Below are 13,878 nucleotides of genomic sequence, written 5' to 3'. Positions count from 1 at the left end.
TTAAGTTGTGATATTGATCAACCTATTCTGTGCTTTCTGAGGCACCCGTCATAAGCTTTGTGGCTGAAGACGGCTGTTCCTTGAGAATCGTGGTATCAATCACGCAGGGCAATCGGGCAGCCTTGAGACCGCGCTTGATCACGGCAAGGGTTTCTTGAAAGAGGACAAAGAGGGGAAATTGACGATTGGCGCCCTCGCTAAATATATCGCGATGTTGCAGGGGCATATCCCAGCTATAACTGCGACTGAGGAGCACTTGGGATTGGCGCCAGCGGGTCAGCAGTTCCGTAAAGCTTTCCCCTGGCCGATGGATAAAGACCAGCAGTTCAATGTCGGTTTTGACTTTCCACTCGGGATCGCACAGGACAAAGACCAAATCACAGGGCACCATCACCGACTTCACTTGGGGACGTTGGTTCGAGGTTGTGGCGGCAGGAACCTGAATATGGGCGATCGGCAGCGGAATTGGAATTAAACTCTCTTGAGGTCGCCGCATACTGGGAATCATTTCTAGGTACGGGCGATATTGCCGCAGGAGTTCTGTCGCATGCAGCGGATCCGTGTAGCGAACCAAGGTGTGTTCGTAGAGGTTGGGGGCGATCGCCATAGCAGAAAGAGCTTGCAACTATTGTTATCCTAGGCGAGGTCACTGCGCCTCAACAAGCCAACAGAACTTTAATTCACCGCTTGCTGTGCCAATTGCTCTAGTTGCGGCAAATTGAGAATTTGGAGTTGTTGCTTGGCCGCATCAATCTTGATCCAGTTTTTCGCCACCAGTTTATCCAGCAGTTGATGGGCTTCATCAGGGCTAATGTTGGCCACATCCGCTAAATCCTTGATGGGCACATTGAAAATCACGGCTGTGTTGGCATTGCCCCCTGGATGCTGACCATAGCGCCGTGCCAAATTCACCAAGACATGGGCTAGTTTGACGGCAGGAGGTTTGTGCAACAGTTCAATGCGCGTATTGGTCAAGCGTAGCCGTTGTGCCATCAATTGCAGCATCCGATAGTGCAGATCCGGCTCATGGCGCAGGACATGGACAAATTTTTGCGCCGGCACAGACAAAACTTCCGCTGGACACAGTGCCACCACATCTGTTGAGCGGGGTGATTGGTCAAGAATGGCCATTTCACCAAAAAAATCCCCCGGCCCAAGGATCGCTAGGGTCATGAAATCCCCATCAGCGAGCAGTCGCCGCACCTTCACCCAGCCTGAGAGGATAAAGTAAACCGCATTGCCCCACGCATCTTCAATTAGAATGGCACGCCCCGCCGGGTAGGTGTTATGCCAAGCCACTGACAGCATTGAAGAAAGTGCCGCCTCGGAACTGGCTGCAAACAGTGGAAAGAGTTGACTAAAGTTTTCGGCCTCAATACTTGACATAACGACCTTAAGTGGAGTTGTTCAAAGGTAAAGCTTCTTCCCTACGATACTAGAATACGCGATCGCCTCACTTCTCCCTTGCTAGCCACTGATTCTTGCCAAAGGTCTCGGTAAGGCTTTTGCAGAGAGAGGCCGCCACTTTTCCCCTCAGGATTCAATGGAGTGGAAAAAACTAGGCACCAATAACATACTTACGCCATTCTTGGTGAGTACCCGTGCGCACGTGCTTTGTAACCTCAAAGTACAAACTACTAATGGGGCGCCGCGGTGTTTGCCGTAGGGGCATATTGGCCTCTTTTGGGGTGCGATTCCCCTTCTTGACATTACAGCGCACACAAGCGGTCACAATATTTTCCCAAGTGTCCCCTCCCCCTCGCGATTTGGGGATGACGTGATCAAGGGTGAGCTCATCCCCGGTATAGCCACAGTATTGGCAAGAATGGCCATCTCGATGCAGGATATTGCGGCGAGTAAGGGGAATTTCTTTGTAGGGAGTGACGACATAATGCCGCAGGCGAATGACGGTCGGCAAGGGAAAATTGTTGTAAACCATCTTGCCGTTGTGCTCGACTTGCTCCGCCTTGCCCTTGATTAAAAGGACAACTGCCCGTTGCCAACTCGTAATATTGAGTGGTTCATAGGAGGCATTGAGTACCAGAACCTTCGCCATATCCGTTGACACGCGGCATTCTCTCAGATGGTAGCATATCCTTTGTGATTGGAGTAACGCTAGGAAAGATTTTTGCAGTTCCCACTCTCCCCTAGGATCGTGATAGTCTGGCAGAAGCTTCTTCTTTGTTATTTGCGTTTTCAATGGCCACTGGGTCTCTAGCAGCACTGCTGCAACCGGATTTAATTCTTGAAAGCACCATTGAACAGTTGCACCCCAGTCTGTTGGAAAAATATCATCTGCGGGGCATGGTGCTGGATGTGGATGATACGCTCCTCCCCACGTGGGATGAAGATCTGCCGCCGAAAATTCTGGCGTGGCTACTGGAGATCAAGCATCAGATGCCGATCTGGCTAGTGAGCAATAACTTGAACCATCGCCGCATTGAACGTATTGCCCAGCAGGTGGAGTTACCCTTTTTGATGGGGGCAGGCAAGCCCTCGCGGCGTAAGATTCGTCAGGCCGTGCAAGCCATGAATTTGCCCTATGATCAGGTGGCCATGGTGGGCGATCGCCTGTTTACGGATATTCTCGTGGGCAATCGCTTGGGGATGTTCACGATCTTGGTGCAACCCGTTCTTGTCAAGCGCCTTGATGGTAAATCTTGGGTACGCAATCTGGAATTTTGGCTGGCACGACAGTTGGGAACACCGCTGGCGATCGCCCCCCCCGCTGAGAATTAGCCTTTTGCTTGTAAATAATTGACCAGTGCCCGTAACCCCAACAAATAACTATCAGCACCAAAGCCAGCAATTTGACCGATCGCCACCGGCGCAATGTAGGAATGATGGCGAAAAGTTTCCCGTTGATGAATGTTACTCAGGTGAACTTCCACAGTGGGCAGGGCAACCGCAGCAATCGCATCTCGTAGAGCTACGCTGGTGTGGGTATAGGCTGCGGGGTTAATCAAAATGCCTTGGGCACGCCCCATTGCCTCTTGAATCGCATCTACCAAGACCCCTTCATGATTGGATTGGAGGCACTCAATGGTTACCCCTAACTCCTGCGCCAAGGCTGCCAAAGATTGGTTGATGCTCGCTAGTGTCACAACCCCATAAATCCCCGGCTCCCGTTGCCCTAACAGGTTTAGATTGGGGCCATGAAGCACCAAAATATGAAAGGCCAAGCTTAACCTAACCGTTCAAAACTGACTCAATGGTGTTGAATGCTGTCGCTCTATCGGCGATCGCGCACGGGAATCGGAATTGGCTCCAGCTCAGGGGTGGGATCGGCGCCACCTAGAAGTTCCAACAGTTTTTTTAACCACGATTTGAGGGTGTCAAGCAGGCTCTCTAGATAATCCATTGATGTCCCTACTGTATCGCTATAGAACTTGCAGATGCCCTGTGTCCTGAATAAAGACAAAAAAGGCATCGTAACTTTAAGCTAGCACAATCTTTTTGAATCGGCACCCGATCAATTTAAGACTGGTTAGGACTTCTGGAAGCCAAGGCCATGGCTGGCAGCGTAGCGATCCATAAAGCGAATAAAGCGATCCCACTCTTGGGGGCTGCGCATCGTGTAGGTGGCCTCAATGGCAACGGGCTGGCCGTTAATGAACTTGGCATTGACATCACGGGTAACAATTTCGCCTTCTTCGTCCACCATGTACATCCCCGTGATCTCCAAATTGCCCTCTTGGACGATTTTCGGGTTATCAAAGTAAAACATGGCTTGACCACTGCTGCCATCCCGTGCCCGCGTCAAACGCACATCGGGAACCACTTCTTCATCAACGCCACGGATAAATTGAATTTCTGCCATTGCACCAATACTTCAAGCAATACTTCTAGGATACCTGTATCGGGAACAACTTAAAGCAAGAAATCGCGCCGCAGGCTGTAGATCACCCATTCGGGTTGCTCCAGATGGGGTAAGACCCCTGCGTTGGGGATCACATGGAATGCTTGCAGGCGATCGCGGGCGGTGGCATAGAGTCGCTCACCTAGAGAAAGGGGCGTGAGCTTGGCCTTTTCTCCCCAGAGGATCACGGTGGAGATCGTTAACTGGGGTAAATACTGGCTGAGATCAAAGGAGAGATTTCCCTTCAGGGTGGCCAGAGCTGCCCATTCAGCATTGGGACGACAGGCAGAGTGGAGGTACGCTTCTACGGTTTCTTCTTTAAGCCGCTGGGGGTCGGCAAAAATAAACTGGCTCAGGAAGTTGCGCACTGCCAAGGGGTTAGCAGCAGCAACGGTGTAAATGAGGCGATCAAGAATCGGCACCCTCAGCAGGGCATTGGCGATCGCCTGTCCTTGATCTTCACCAAAGTCATTGAATCCACTGGGGCAGACCAGACACAAACGCTCAAAAAGATGGGGTTGCTGAATCGCCAAGCGCACCACAATGCCCGCCGTTAGGGAGGAGGCAACCACCGGCACAGGGGAACCCAGCATCCGCAACAGTTCAGCAATCATTAGCCAGTAATCACTAGTGCTGTAGTCGCGGGCAGGGTGATCCGACTCCCCCCAACCAATGAGATCCGGAGCAATAACGCGGTAGCGAGCCGCAAAGGCAGGATACACCTGCGACCACTCGTAGTGGCTAGACCCACCCCCCAAGCTGTGGAGAAAGACCAGGGGAGGGCGAGATTGCACCTGACCCCAGTAGCGATCGCTGGGGGTGTAATAGACCATACGGCCACTGCTGGTGCTAAAGCTCTGCTGGACAAACGTGGGCGGACAAAAGGCCATGCTACTTCAGAGGACGAATCAGGTAACCACAGCGATGTTCACCATCCACAAGCCAATGGGTGCGCTCCACAGCACAATCCCCAAGGGCGATCGCAAACATCTCTAACTCATGATTACAGACGGTGGGAAAAGACTGGGCAACCGCGGAAATTGCACAATTGTATTCCGTAAAGAGATAGGCACCTTGAGGCTCACTTACGGGGTAAAACTCTGCCATATACCCTTCCTGTCGCCGCAGGGCCACCAGTCGTGCCAAGCGTTCCGCCAACGTACCGCTTCCCATTTGCTCGCGATAGGCCAATGCCTTGCGCTGCCAAGCTGCCTGCAATACGTCCTGCATCTGCTCGGGGCCCAGGGTTGCTGCTACGGATTCCAAGAGTTCAACGGCAAAGCCCTTTGTCTGACTCGACTGTTGCCGCAGTTGCAGTTGCCGTAGTTCCTCTCGTCCCGCCTCGCTAATCGTGTAACGGTATTGGGGACGCCCCACCGTACCCGACAGGACTTCATAGGTCACTAGTTGCTCCGCCTCTAGATCCTTGAGGTGCCGCCGCACCGCTTGCGGACTAATCGCCAGTTGTGCCGCCAACTCCTGGGCACTGAGGTGACCGTCGCGGAGAAGGCAGTGTAAGATGTCCTGTTTAGTATCTGATGTGAGCGTCACGCAACGCCCCCTTGACTAAAACAACCGTTTTGTTGCTAAATTAGTCCTAGAGATAAAGCAACCATCTTGTTGCTTAATATACTCTAAATTTTGGCCATTCCTTCACCCAAGAGAACACTCGATGTCGGCAACGGTACAATCCCTCGTCAATCAGCCCTATAAATACGGCTTTGTCACCCAAATTGAGACGGAAACCATTCCCCGAGGTCTCAACGAGGACATTATCCGCCTCATCTCTGCCAAAAAGAACGAGCCAGAGTTCATGCTGGAGTTTCGCCTGCGGGCCTATCGCCAATGGCTGAAGATGAGCGAACCCACATGGCCACGGGTGAGCTATCCCCCCATCAACTACCAAGACATTGTCTATTATTCGGCTCCAAAACAAAAGGAAAAGCTGAAGAGCTTGGATGAAGTGGATCCCGTCCTGCTGGAAACCTTTGAGAAACTGGGGATTCCCCTTTCAGAGCAAAAGCGGCTGAGCAATGTGGCCGTAGATGCCATTTTCGATAGCGTGTCAGTGGCCACCACCTTCCGTGAGGAGTTGGCCAAGCAAGGGATTATTTTCTGCTCTATTTCTGAAGCGCTCCACGAATATCCCGAGTTGGTGCAGAAATACTTGGGCAGCGTTGTCCCCATTGGCGATAACTTCTATGCTGCTTTGAACTCCGCCGTCTTTTCCGATGGCTCTTTTGTCTATATTCCCAAGAACACCCGCTGTCCGATGGAGCTATCCACCTATTTCCGCATTAACAATGGGGAGTCGGGGCAGTTTGAGCGCACGCTGATTATTGCTGATGAGGGCAGCTATGTGAGCTACCTTGAAGGCTGTACTGCTCCCATGTTCGATACCAATCAACTCCACGCAGCAGTCGTAGAACTGGTGGCCCTTGACAATGCCGAAATCAAATACTCCACGGTGCAAAACTGGTACGCTGGCGATGAAAACGGCAAGGGGGGCATCTATAACTTTGTGACCAAGCGTGGACTCTGCCTTGGCCGCAATTCCAAGATTTCTTGGACACAGGTGGAAACAGGTTCAGCCATTACTTGGAAGTACCCCAGTTGTGTCTTGGTGGGGGATAATTCCGTGGGTGAATTCTACTCCGTTGCCCTCACCAATCATTACCAGCAGGCGGACACAGGGACCAAGATGATCCACATTGGCAAAAATACCCGCAGCACGATTGTCTCCAAGGGGATCTCGGCAGGGCACTCCCAAAATAGCTATCGCGGCTTGGTGAAAATTGGGCCGAAGGCCACGGGAGCACGCAACTATTCCCAATGCGATTCGATGCTCATTGGTGATACGGCAGCCGCCAATACCTTCCCCTATATTCAGGTGCAAAACCCCACGGCACAGGTGGAGCATGAGGCCTCAACCTCAAAAATTGGTGAGGATCAACTTTTCTACTTTGCCCAGCGGGGCATTTCTACCGAAGATGCGGTCTCAATGATGATTAGTGGCTTCTGTCGCGATGTCTTTAACCAGTTGCCGATGGAATTCGCGGTCGAGGCCGATCGCCTGCTGAGCCTGAAGCTCGAGGGGAGTGTTGGCTAAAGAAGATTCAAGCCGTTGTTCTCCGTGGCTAAGATTCTTGGGCATCTTAGCCGTTTTTTTTGCTTCGCAGTTGAGACATATAAGTTCTCTATGAGCTTCCGGGAAAGAGGCGCCACACCTTAATGGTGCTGTCTTCACTGGCGGAGATCAGTTGATCCTGACCAAAGACGACACTGTACACGGCACCAGAGTGGCCTTTGAGGGTACGCAATGGCTGACCAGAGAGGGACCAAAGTTTGACGGTTTGATCGCCGTGGCCACTGGCAATGGTGCTGCCATCGGGACTCACCGCCACACTAAAGACTTGCCCACCTTCGGTGCCAAACTGATGCTGAAGTTCTCCTGTGGCCAAGTTCCAGACTTTGATCCCGTCTTTGTCGCTGCCGCTCACTAGTTGGCTGCTGTCGGGGGTGAAGGCGAGGCTATTGACATCGCTAGTGTGTCCTTCGAGGGTGCGCAGGAGGCGGCGCGAGGGCAAATCCCAAATGCGGATCAGCTTATCCACTCCGCCAGTGGCTAAAAAACGCCCATCGCGACTAATGGCAACGCTGAGCATGATGCCCTCATTGCCTTTTAGGGTAGTGATTTCCTGACGGCTAGGGAGATCCCACAGTTTGACGGTGTGATCATAGCTGGCACTGGCAAGGGTGCGGCCATCGGGACTGAGGGCTAAGCCATTTACAAAATCTTGGTGGCCAGTGAGGGTGGCTTGGAGCTGGCGATCGCTCACACCCCAGAGTTTGATGGTTTTGTCTTTGCTGCCGCTAATTACGGTTTGACCATCGGGCGTGATCACAAGGGCGTAGATCCAATCGGTGTGACCGGTGGCTTGTCCGAGGGCAGTTCCCGTAGCCAAATTCCAAAAATACAGCTTGCGATCGTCGCCACCACTGACGAGTAAATTACCGTCGGGACTAAGGGCGATCGCGTTCACTTCATCTTGATGGCCGCGCAGCGTCGTAGCGAGGGCAATTTTTTGCCACTTGGAGGTGGTTTCTGTAGGGGAGCCACCATTCTGATCGGGGGAGGGCGTCCAGCGTTGACTGAGTTGCCAATAGGCCAGTGCTGCGACCAAGCCGCTGATGACAAGCGTGCTCAAAAGAAGTCGCAGATCAGAACTGCCTTTGTTCCTCATCCGTCCCGTACCCCAATAGCTTGCGAAAGGGCTGTACTCTACATTAACAATAAAGGCTGTGGTGCGTTTTTGCGTACGACTTGTACGACTTGTGTTGGGCAACCCTATGGGATGGTTATCAATGAATACAACACCCCTTCGCGACTATGAGCGCACGGTTTATTTTGCTGACACGGATGCCGCTGGGGTAGTTTACTTTGCTAATCTGCTGCGGTTTTGCCATGAGGCCTATGAGGATGTCCTTGCCCAGTTGGGGGTGGATCTGCGGCAATTTTTTAGCAACAATGGCCTGATTGTGCCGATTACGGAGGCGCAGGTGCGTTGTCTTCAGCCCCTCTACTGTGGCGATCGCCTGCGGGTGACCATTGACCCCCAAAGACTGGATCACAGCCGTTTTCAACTCACCTATACGCTCTACAATGCGGGGGGCGATCGGGTGGCCATTGCCCAGACGCAACACATTTGCCTGCAAGAACGCCAACGGGTCGCCATCCCTGAACCTTTGAGCCGCTGGCTAAAGTCCGCACCAGAGGAAACCAGCGATCGCGAGGATTAGGGGGATAATAGGAAAGATGTTGCGTCATAGCTCACTGCAAGAATGACCCAAACCTTTCGTGTTGAGATCCTGCACCAAGGACAAACCTACACGTTTGAAGCCAGTGCCGATAAACCCATCCTGCGATCGGCCACCGCTGCTGGCATTGATCTCCCCAGTTCCTGTAATGCGGGAGTGTGCACTACCTGTGCCGCCCAAATTCAAGAGGGTACCGTTGATCACGGCGATGCCATGGGGCTGAGTCCCGAACTGCGGGAAAAAGGTTATGTGCTCCTCTGTGTGGCTCGCCCCTGTTCAGATCTCAAACTCATCTCTGAAAAAGAGGAAGAGGTCTATAACTTCCAATTTGGTCAATTCCAGAAAGCGTAGGCCTATGGAGGAGTCCCCCCTGCCCGATGAGCCTCTGAGTCGTACGCAGGTCTTAGTGGCCATGGCGTTGACGGCCATCCTGTGGTTGATTTTGGCGCGGGTGTGGTTATTGACCCCCTTTTCCGCGGGACTTCTGCCGCTGCGCTGGGATGGTTGGGCAGTGGTTTTAGGGATTGTCCTCTGCTTAGGAATTACGGGGATGGGGGCTATTTTGTATCGGCTCTGGCCCGCCTACCGCCATGCGTCGGATACCTACCTGAAACTGGTACTTTCACCGCTGCTGTGGCCTGATTTATTTTGGATTGGCATTCTGCCCGGCCTCAGTGAAGAGCTGCTCTTTCGCGGGGTGCTCCTACCAAGCTTGGGTCTCAACTGGGCAGGGATCATCGGTAGCTCGGTGTGCTTTGGTATTTTGCACGCTGGATCGCGGCAGCAGTGGCCCTATGCCCTGTGGGCAACCATTGTGGGCGGGCTGTTTGCCTATAGTGCCGTCGCAATGAATAATTTACTCCTAGCGATCGTCGCCCATACCTGTACTAATTGGCTGGCGGCTACGCTTTGGAAAGTCTCCTTTTTGCGATCGTCTCCCCATCAACCCTAGCGCTGGTGCCCCAGCACCCGAAAGACCTCCTGTTGCTCAAAGAGTTCAACGAGATCGGGATTAATCTTAAATTCCTTGGCCTCCTGCCACAGAATCTCTAGGGCCGCATCCACGGGTAGGCTCTTTTTGTAGGGGCGATCCTTGGCCGTCAGGGCATCGTAAATATCGGCGATCGCCAGCATCTGGGTTTGCAAAGGAATCTCCGCCGCCCCAATACCTCGCGGGTAGCCACTGCCATTCAATCGCTCATGGTGACCATAGGCAATGATCGGCACATTTTTTAGGTGGGGTGTCCAGGGAATGCGAGAGAGAAATTGGTAGGTATAGGTCACGTGGGCTTCAATGAGCCGCCGCTCCTGTTGGGTAAGATTCCCTCGCCGCACCAAGAGTTGCTCGAGTTCGCTGGCCGTAATCAGGGGATGGAGTTCGCCATCAGTCCCGCGATAATAAAACTGGGTTAATTCCTGAAGGCGGGCAAGGGGCTCTTCATCAAGAATTTGCGGCTCATTGGCCTGCTCGAGCAACTGCCAATAGACTTCGAGGGTGAGCAGTTGTTGGCGGAGTTCCTGATCGAGGTGCCGTAAAAAGGCGCAGTGGTGACAGGCCTGTTCTGGGCTATGAACCGTGTGGGGATGGCACAGGAGATAGTTCACCTTGGCTTGAGCCGTTTCCATTTCTAGGGTGCGGCGCACAAGGGCAAACCGTTGGCGAATCACCTCCAGTTGCTCAGGGAAAAATTTCTTTTGCTTGTTGAGAATGGCTTCAGGGACGGCCACCTTACCAAAATCATGGAGCAGCGCTGCATAGCGAATCTCTTGCAGTTGGCGATCGCTAAAGGCGACCTCGCGAAATACTCCCCTAGAGGTTTCATTAATAGTCTGCGCTAGATGAACCGTGAGAGCGGCAACCCGTTCGGAATGTCCTGCTGTTGTTGGATCCCGCGCCTCAATGGCCTGAACTGAAGCGGTGACAAAGCCCTCAAAGAGCTGTTCAATACTTTCTAGGAGATGGTTGCGCTCAATAATCACAGCCGCCTGACTGGCCAGCGATCGCACAATGTGTTCTTCCCAAGGGCTATAGGGTTGGGTGAGAGCCACAGTGGTTTCTGGCGTCAGCAGGGTGTCGGGCGATCGCTTGCGGTTAATCAGTTGCAGAACGCCAATCACCTCACCACTGACATTTTGCATCGGCACCACCAGCACCGAGCAGGTTCGATAGCGCAGGGCTTCATCAAAAGAACGATTGAATTGGTACAGCTCGTTTCCCGCTAGGGCATACACATCGGGAATATTCAGGGATTCCCCCGTGAGGGCGGCATAGCCCACCAAGCTATCAGGGGTGAGGGGGACTGTAGTGTCCTGTACCTGCTCAGGGAGAGCAACACTATCATTTTGAGCCGCCTTAAATTCCAGAACTGCCCGTTCGCCCTGAACTAGAAAAATTGTGCCGGCATCGCTAGCGGTAATTTGGCGACTTTTCGTGAGAATGAGATGCAGTAGTTCCTCTAGGGATTGGCTCGCGGAAAGGGCAATGCCAATTTCCAGAAGCTGATCAACAAGCGTTTCGGCACTCGATCCAAGCACCGCTCGTTCAAGGGGACTGACAATCATCGCAAAAGACCCGTGAGGAATGCGCCCATTATAGATGCGTTGCAAGCATGGGGTTGTGATCTAATTGCGGTGGTTGTTGTGGTAAGGAATGCGTGCCCCTGCCCAAGCCAACTTCTCCCGTAGCGTTTGATAGAAAGAGTAGTGATCCCGCAGGAGGATAAAGCGTGCCTGACAATCGGCCATCGTCACCTGTACCCGCTGTCCCGGCCAGATGGAGGTGGCCAGTACGCCATCCATCCACAGTTTAGTATTGAGGCTGTGATCGTCCAACGGCCAAATGCTCACTGACGAGCGTGCAGGCAAGACAATGGGGCGACTCGAAAGACTCAAGGGGCAAATCGGCGTCACCACAAGCGCTTCCATCCCCGGATGCAAAATGGGGCCATTGGCGGCGACCGTATAGCAGGTGGAGCCGGTGGGGGTGGCCACCAGCAACCCATCCCCCTGGTACTGATCCACCACATCGCCATCAATTTCCATTTCGAGGATGGCGGTGATCATGCGATCGGCAGATGCCGGCTTAATGCACATTTCATTCAGAGCATAGTAGCGATCGCCCACCACTTCAGGATGCAATTTTGATCCCTCAAACACTTGGGCTTGCAGCATCATTCGCTGTTGCATGGCGTACTCATCCCGCTCAAGGCGATCCCAAACCGCCTCCATATCGCGAAACAGCTCTAATGGTTCCGTCAAAAACCCCAAATGCCCCCCCACATTGACCGCCAGAATCGGAACCCCCGCCGCAGCCAGATGCCGTGCCGCCGCCAAGGAAGTGCCATCTCCCCCCAGAACAACGGCCAGATCTATCGGCTCTGTTACCGAGGCCATAAAGACGGGGTAGGGGTTGTCCTTAGGTCCACTCGGCCCCACAAGCACATTGGCGCCACGCTGTTGCAGTTGACGGGAGGCGCGATCCGCCCATTCCTTGCTCTGGCGATCGCCCGCCTTATGAACGACAATGACCTGATTTAGTTGCATCCAGCGTGCCTACATGGGGGACATAAACAGGACGTGGCTATAAGGCAAGGGTTGGCGCCTACTCCCTCCTTCTGCAACGGACTCTCTGTTACTCGTTGTCTAGATCCTGCACCTCTTTCACAATGCGTGCCAACTCAGTTTTTTCATCCACAGCAATACGGGTGGGGGTACCGCTAATAATTCCCTCAAAATTGCGGAAGGAATCGCGAATTTCCGCCCCCTTCTCACTAATCACGTACTCACGAATGCCCTTATCGTGCCAAGAACCACGCATCTTGAAGACGTTAATCGCCCGTGACATTTCACCGCGAATTTCCACATACTGCAACAGCAAAATTGTGTCCGTAATGGTCGAGATATGGGACTCCGTAATCGAGTTCGACCCCATAAATTGATCCGTTGTGTTAGTGAAAAAGCCAGTGATCTCCTCCTGCTTGGCAAAGCCTGTAACCCCAATCACAAACTGCCGGAAGGCATTATTGCTCACCCCCCGATCCAGCGCTGATAGGGAGTCAATGGCCACCCGCGAAGGCTTAAAGTCTGCAATCTCCGACTTGATAATTTGCAGGTGATCCTCAAGACCCGCTGATTCTGGATAGGCACAGACAATCCGCAGCAGACCTTGGCGTTCTAACTCCTCAAAATCAATGCCCCAAGAGGATGCGTTACGCGACAACTGCGCCCGCGATTCTTCATAGGCAAACAGCAGTGCCCGTTCTCCCTGTTGGCAGCCCGTCTCCAAGAATTTGCTGACCAAGAGGGTCTTGCCAGTACCCGTAGCACCCGTGGCCAAAATAATCGAATCCTTGAAGAAACCGCCGCCACACATCTCGTCGAGGGTCTTGACCCCCGAAGACACCCGCACATTGGAGGAGCGCTGGGTAAGACGCATTGCCCCCAAGGGGAAGATATTGATACCGTTGTTGATCGTAAAGGGATATTCCCCCTTCATGTGGGTGGTGCCCCGCAGCTTGAGAATTTCGACCGTGCGCCGCCGCCGTTCTCCCTCCAGCACATTACGCAAAATCACCACATTATCGGAGACAAACTCTTCGACACCAAAGCGTGCCACTGGGCCATATTCATCAATGCGCTCCGTGGTCATAATGGTGGTGACCCCCAGTTGCTTGAGGCGGAAGGCCAAGCGGAAAATTTCCCGCCGCACCACCGAGGCCGCATCGTATTGCTGAAAGACGGCTGTCACGGAGTCAATGGAAACCCGTGTTGCTTTGTATTTGCGGATGGCGTACTGGATGCGCTCAATCAGCGCCGATAGATCAAAGTCTCCCGCCACATCTTGGCCATCGGGATCTGGGGAGGCATCAAGGATAAAGAGCTTCCCTTGATCAATGAGACTTTGGAGATCCCAGCCAAAGCTCAGGGCATTTTTAATAATGTCGTGGGGAGACTCTTCAAAGGTGACGAAGATGCCCGGCTCATTGAAAATCGTAATGCCGTTGTAGAGAAACTGCACCGCAAAGAGGGTCTTGCCGGTACCCGATGTACCACTGACGAGTGTCGTGCGTCCTTGGGGCAGGCCACCATGACTAATGTCATCAAAGCCCTCGATCATCGTGCGGATTTTTTTGACTTCGGCAGCCACCTTCGGCGTTGAACTGGGCTGGTTTTCTGGTGTATCAGTCATAGAGGTTCTAAGT

General features: G+C 53.1%; 17 protein-coding genes. 5 read left to right on the top strand and 12 right to left on the bottom strand.

Going from position 1 to position 13,878, the window contains the following annotated elements:
• Window positions 1-22 precede the first annotated feature (22 nt).
• From RHI63_RS09620 to RHI63_RS09610, 3 genes are all read right to left on the bottom strand, one after another.
• On the bottom strand, window positions 23-607 hold the full coding sequence (locus RHI63_RS09620) for a hypothetical protein (RefSeq protein ID WP_206199974.1): 585 nt from the start codon (window positions 605-607) through the stop codon (window positions 23-25).
• A gap of 68 nt (window positions 608-675) precedes the next feature.
• Window positions 676-1,386 carry a Crp/Fnr family transcriptional regulator gene (locus RHI63_RS09615; RefSeq protein WP_206199973.1) on the bottom strand — a complete coding sequence of 237 codons (711 nt, stop codon included), beginning with the start codon at window positions 1,384-1,386 and terminating at the stop codon, window positions 676-678.
• 172 nt (window positions 1,387-1,558) lie between these two features.
• Window positions 1,559-2,056: an HNH endonuclease gene (locus RHI63_RS09610; RefSeq protein ID WP_206199972.1), complete on the bottom strand. Its 498-nt coding sequence runs from the start codon at window positions 2,054-2,056 to the stop codon at window positions 1,559-1,561.
• Between the two features lie 143 nt (window positions 2,057-2,199).
• Here RHI63_RS09610 and RHI63_RS09605 point away from each other — a divergent pair, with 143 nt between their 5' ends.
• Entirely contained in the window at window positions 2,200-2,739 is a 540-nt protein-coding gene (locus RHI63_RS09605) for a YqeG family HAD IIIA-type phosphatase (protein ID WP_206199971.1), read from the top strand.
• Here the strand turns inward: RHI63_RS09605 and aroQ are convergent.
• The 5 genes from aroQ to sufR all read right to left on the bottom strand — a co-directional run bounded on the left by aroQ (window position 2,736) and on the right by sufR (window position 5,410).
• Complete coding sequence (aroQ, locus tag RHI63_RS09600) at window positions 2,736-3,182, bottom strand: type II 3-dehydroquinate dehydratase (protein WP_190278250.1); 447 nt, start codon at window positions 3,180-3,182, stop codon at window positions 2,736-2,738. The genes RHI63_RS09605 and aroQ overlap by 4 nt on opposite strands.
• 50 nt (window positions 3,183-3,232) lie before the next feature.
• Window positions 3,233-3,361, bottom strand: a complete 129-nt coding sequence (locus tag RHI63_RS09595) for a hypothetical protein (RefSeq protein WP_255451719.1) — start codon at window positions 3,359-3,361, stop codon at window positions 3,233-3,235.
• Between the two features lie 126 nt (window positions 3,362-3,487).
• On the bottom strand, window positions 3,488-3,820 hold the full coding sequence (gene psb28 / locus RHI63_RS09590) for a photosystem II reaction center protein Psb28 (RefSeq protein WP_149818920.1): 333 nt from the start codon (window positions 3,818-3,820) through the stop codon (window positions 3,488-3,490).
• A 50-nt stretch (window positions 3,821-3,870) separates the two neighbouring features.
• A complete protein-coding gene (locus RHI63_RS09585) occupies window positions 3,871-4,749 on the bottom strand; it encodes an alpha/beta hydrolase (protein ID WP_310821527.1) in 879 nt (292 codons plus the stop codon).
• Window position 4,750: 1 nt separating this feature from the next.
• Entirely contained in the window at window positions 4,751-5,410 is a 660-nt protein-coding gene (sufR, locus tag RHI63_RS09580) for an iron-sulfur cluster biosynthesis transcriptional regulator SufR (protein ID WP_149818916.1), read from the bottom strand.
• A 121-nt stretch (window positions 5,411-5,531) separates the two neighbouring features.
• Here sufR and sufB point away from each other — a divergent pair, with 121 nt between their 5' ends.
• Entirely contained in the window at window positions 5,532-6,968 is a 1,437-nt protein-coding gene (gene sufB / locus RHI63_RS09575; protein WP_206199969.1) for a Fe-S cluster assembly protein SufB, read from the top strand.
• Window positions 6,969-7,056: 88 nt separating this feature from the next.
• On the opposite strand, the gene RHI63_RS09570 is transcribed toward sufB, so the two are convergent.
• Window positions 7,057-8,103, bottom strand: coding sequence for a WD40 repeat domain-containing protein (locus RHI63_RS09570; protein WP_310742966.1), 1,047 nt, complete (start codon window positions 8,101-8,103; stop codon window positions 7,057-7,059).
• 121 nt (window positions 8,104-8,224) lie between these two features.
• Here RHI63_RS09570 and RHI63_RS09565 point away from each other — a divergent pair, with 121 nt between their 5' ends.
• From RHI63_RS09565 to RHI63_RS09555, 3 genes are read left to right on the top strand one after another with little or no spacing between them, the layout of a single operon-like run.
• Window positions 8,225-8,659 (top strand): thioesterase family protein, encoded by a 435-nt coding sequence (locus RHI63_RS09565; protein ID WP_206199967.1) that lies wholly within the window; start codon window positions 8,225-8,227, stop codon window positions 8,657-8,659.
• A gap of 42 nt (window positions 8,660-8,701) precedes the next feature.
• Complete coding sequence (locus tag RHI63_RS09560; RefSeq protein ID WP_149818908.1) at window positions 8,702-9,028, top strand: 2Fe-2S iron-sulfur cluster-binding protein; 327 nt, start codon at window positions 8,702-8,704, stop codon at window positions 9,026-9,028.
• A gap of 4 nt (window positions 9,029-9,032) precedes the next feature.
• Window positions 9,033-9,629 carry a CPBP family intramembrane glutamic endopeptidase gene (locus tag RHI63_RS09555; RefSeq protein WP_206199966.1) on the top strand — a complete coding sequence of 199 codons (597 nt, stop codon included), beginning with the start codon at window positions 9,033-9,035 and terminating at the stop codon, window positions 9,627-9,629.
• On the opposite strand, the gene RHI63_RS09550 is transcribed toward RHI63_RS09555, so the two are convergent.
• The 3 genes from RHI63_RS09550 to kaiC all read right to left on the bottom strand — a co-directional run bounded on the left by RHI63_RS09550 (window position 9,626) and on the right by kaiC (window position 13,865).
• On the bottom strand, window positions 9,626-11,239 hold the full coding sequence (locus RHI63_RS09550; RefSeq protein WP_310821526.1) for an HD domain-containing phosphohydrolase: 1,614 nt from the start codon (window positions 11,237-11,239) through the stop codon (window positions 9,626-9,628). The genes RHI63_RS09555 and RHI63_RS09550 overlap by 4 nt on opposite strands.
• A 60-nt stretch (window positions 11,240-11,299) precedes the next feature.
• Window positions 11,300-12,220 carry an NAD(+) kinase gene (locus RHI63_RS09545; RefSeq protein ID WP_206199964.1) on the bottom strand — a complete coding sequence of 307 codons (921 nt, stop codon included), beginning with the start codon at window positions 12,218-12,220 and terminating at the stop codon, window positions 11,300-11,302.
• An 88-nt stretch (window positions 12,221-12,308) separates the two neighbouring features.
• On the bottom strand, window positions 12,309-13,865 hold the full coding sequence (gene kaiC, locus RHI63_RS09540; protein WP_206199963.1) for a circadian clock protein KaiC: 1,557 nt from the start codon (window positions 13,863-13,865) through the stop codon (window positions 12,309-12,311).
• Between the last annotated feature and the right edge of the window lie 13 nt (window positions 13,866-13,878).

The sequence above is a fragment of the Thermosynechococcus sp. GLH187 genome, from assembly GCF_031583395.1.
GTDB lineage: Bacteria > Cyanobacteriota > Cyanobacteriia > Thermosynechococcales > Thermosynechococcaceae > Thermosynechococcus.
Note: the sequence above shows the minus strand (reverse complement) of the source record. Positions and strands in the feature narration are given on the sequence as shown.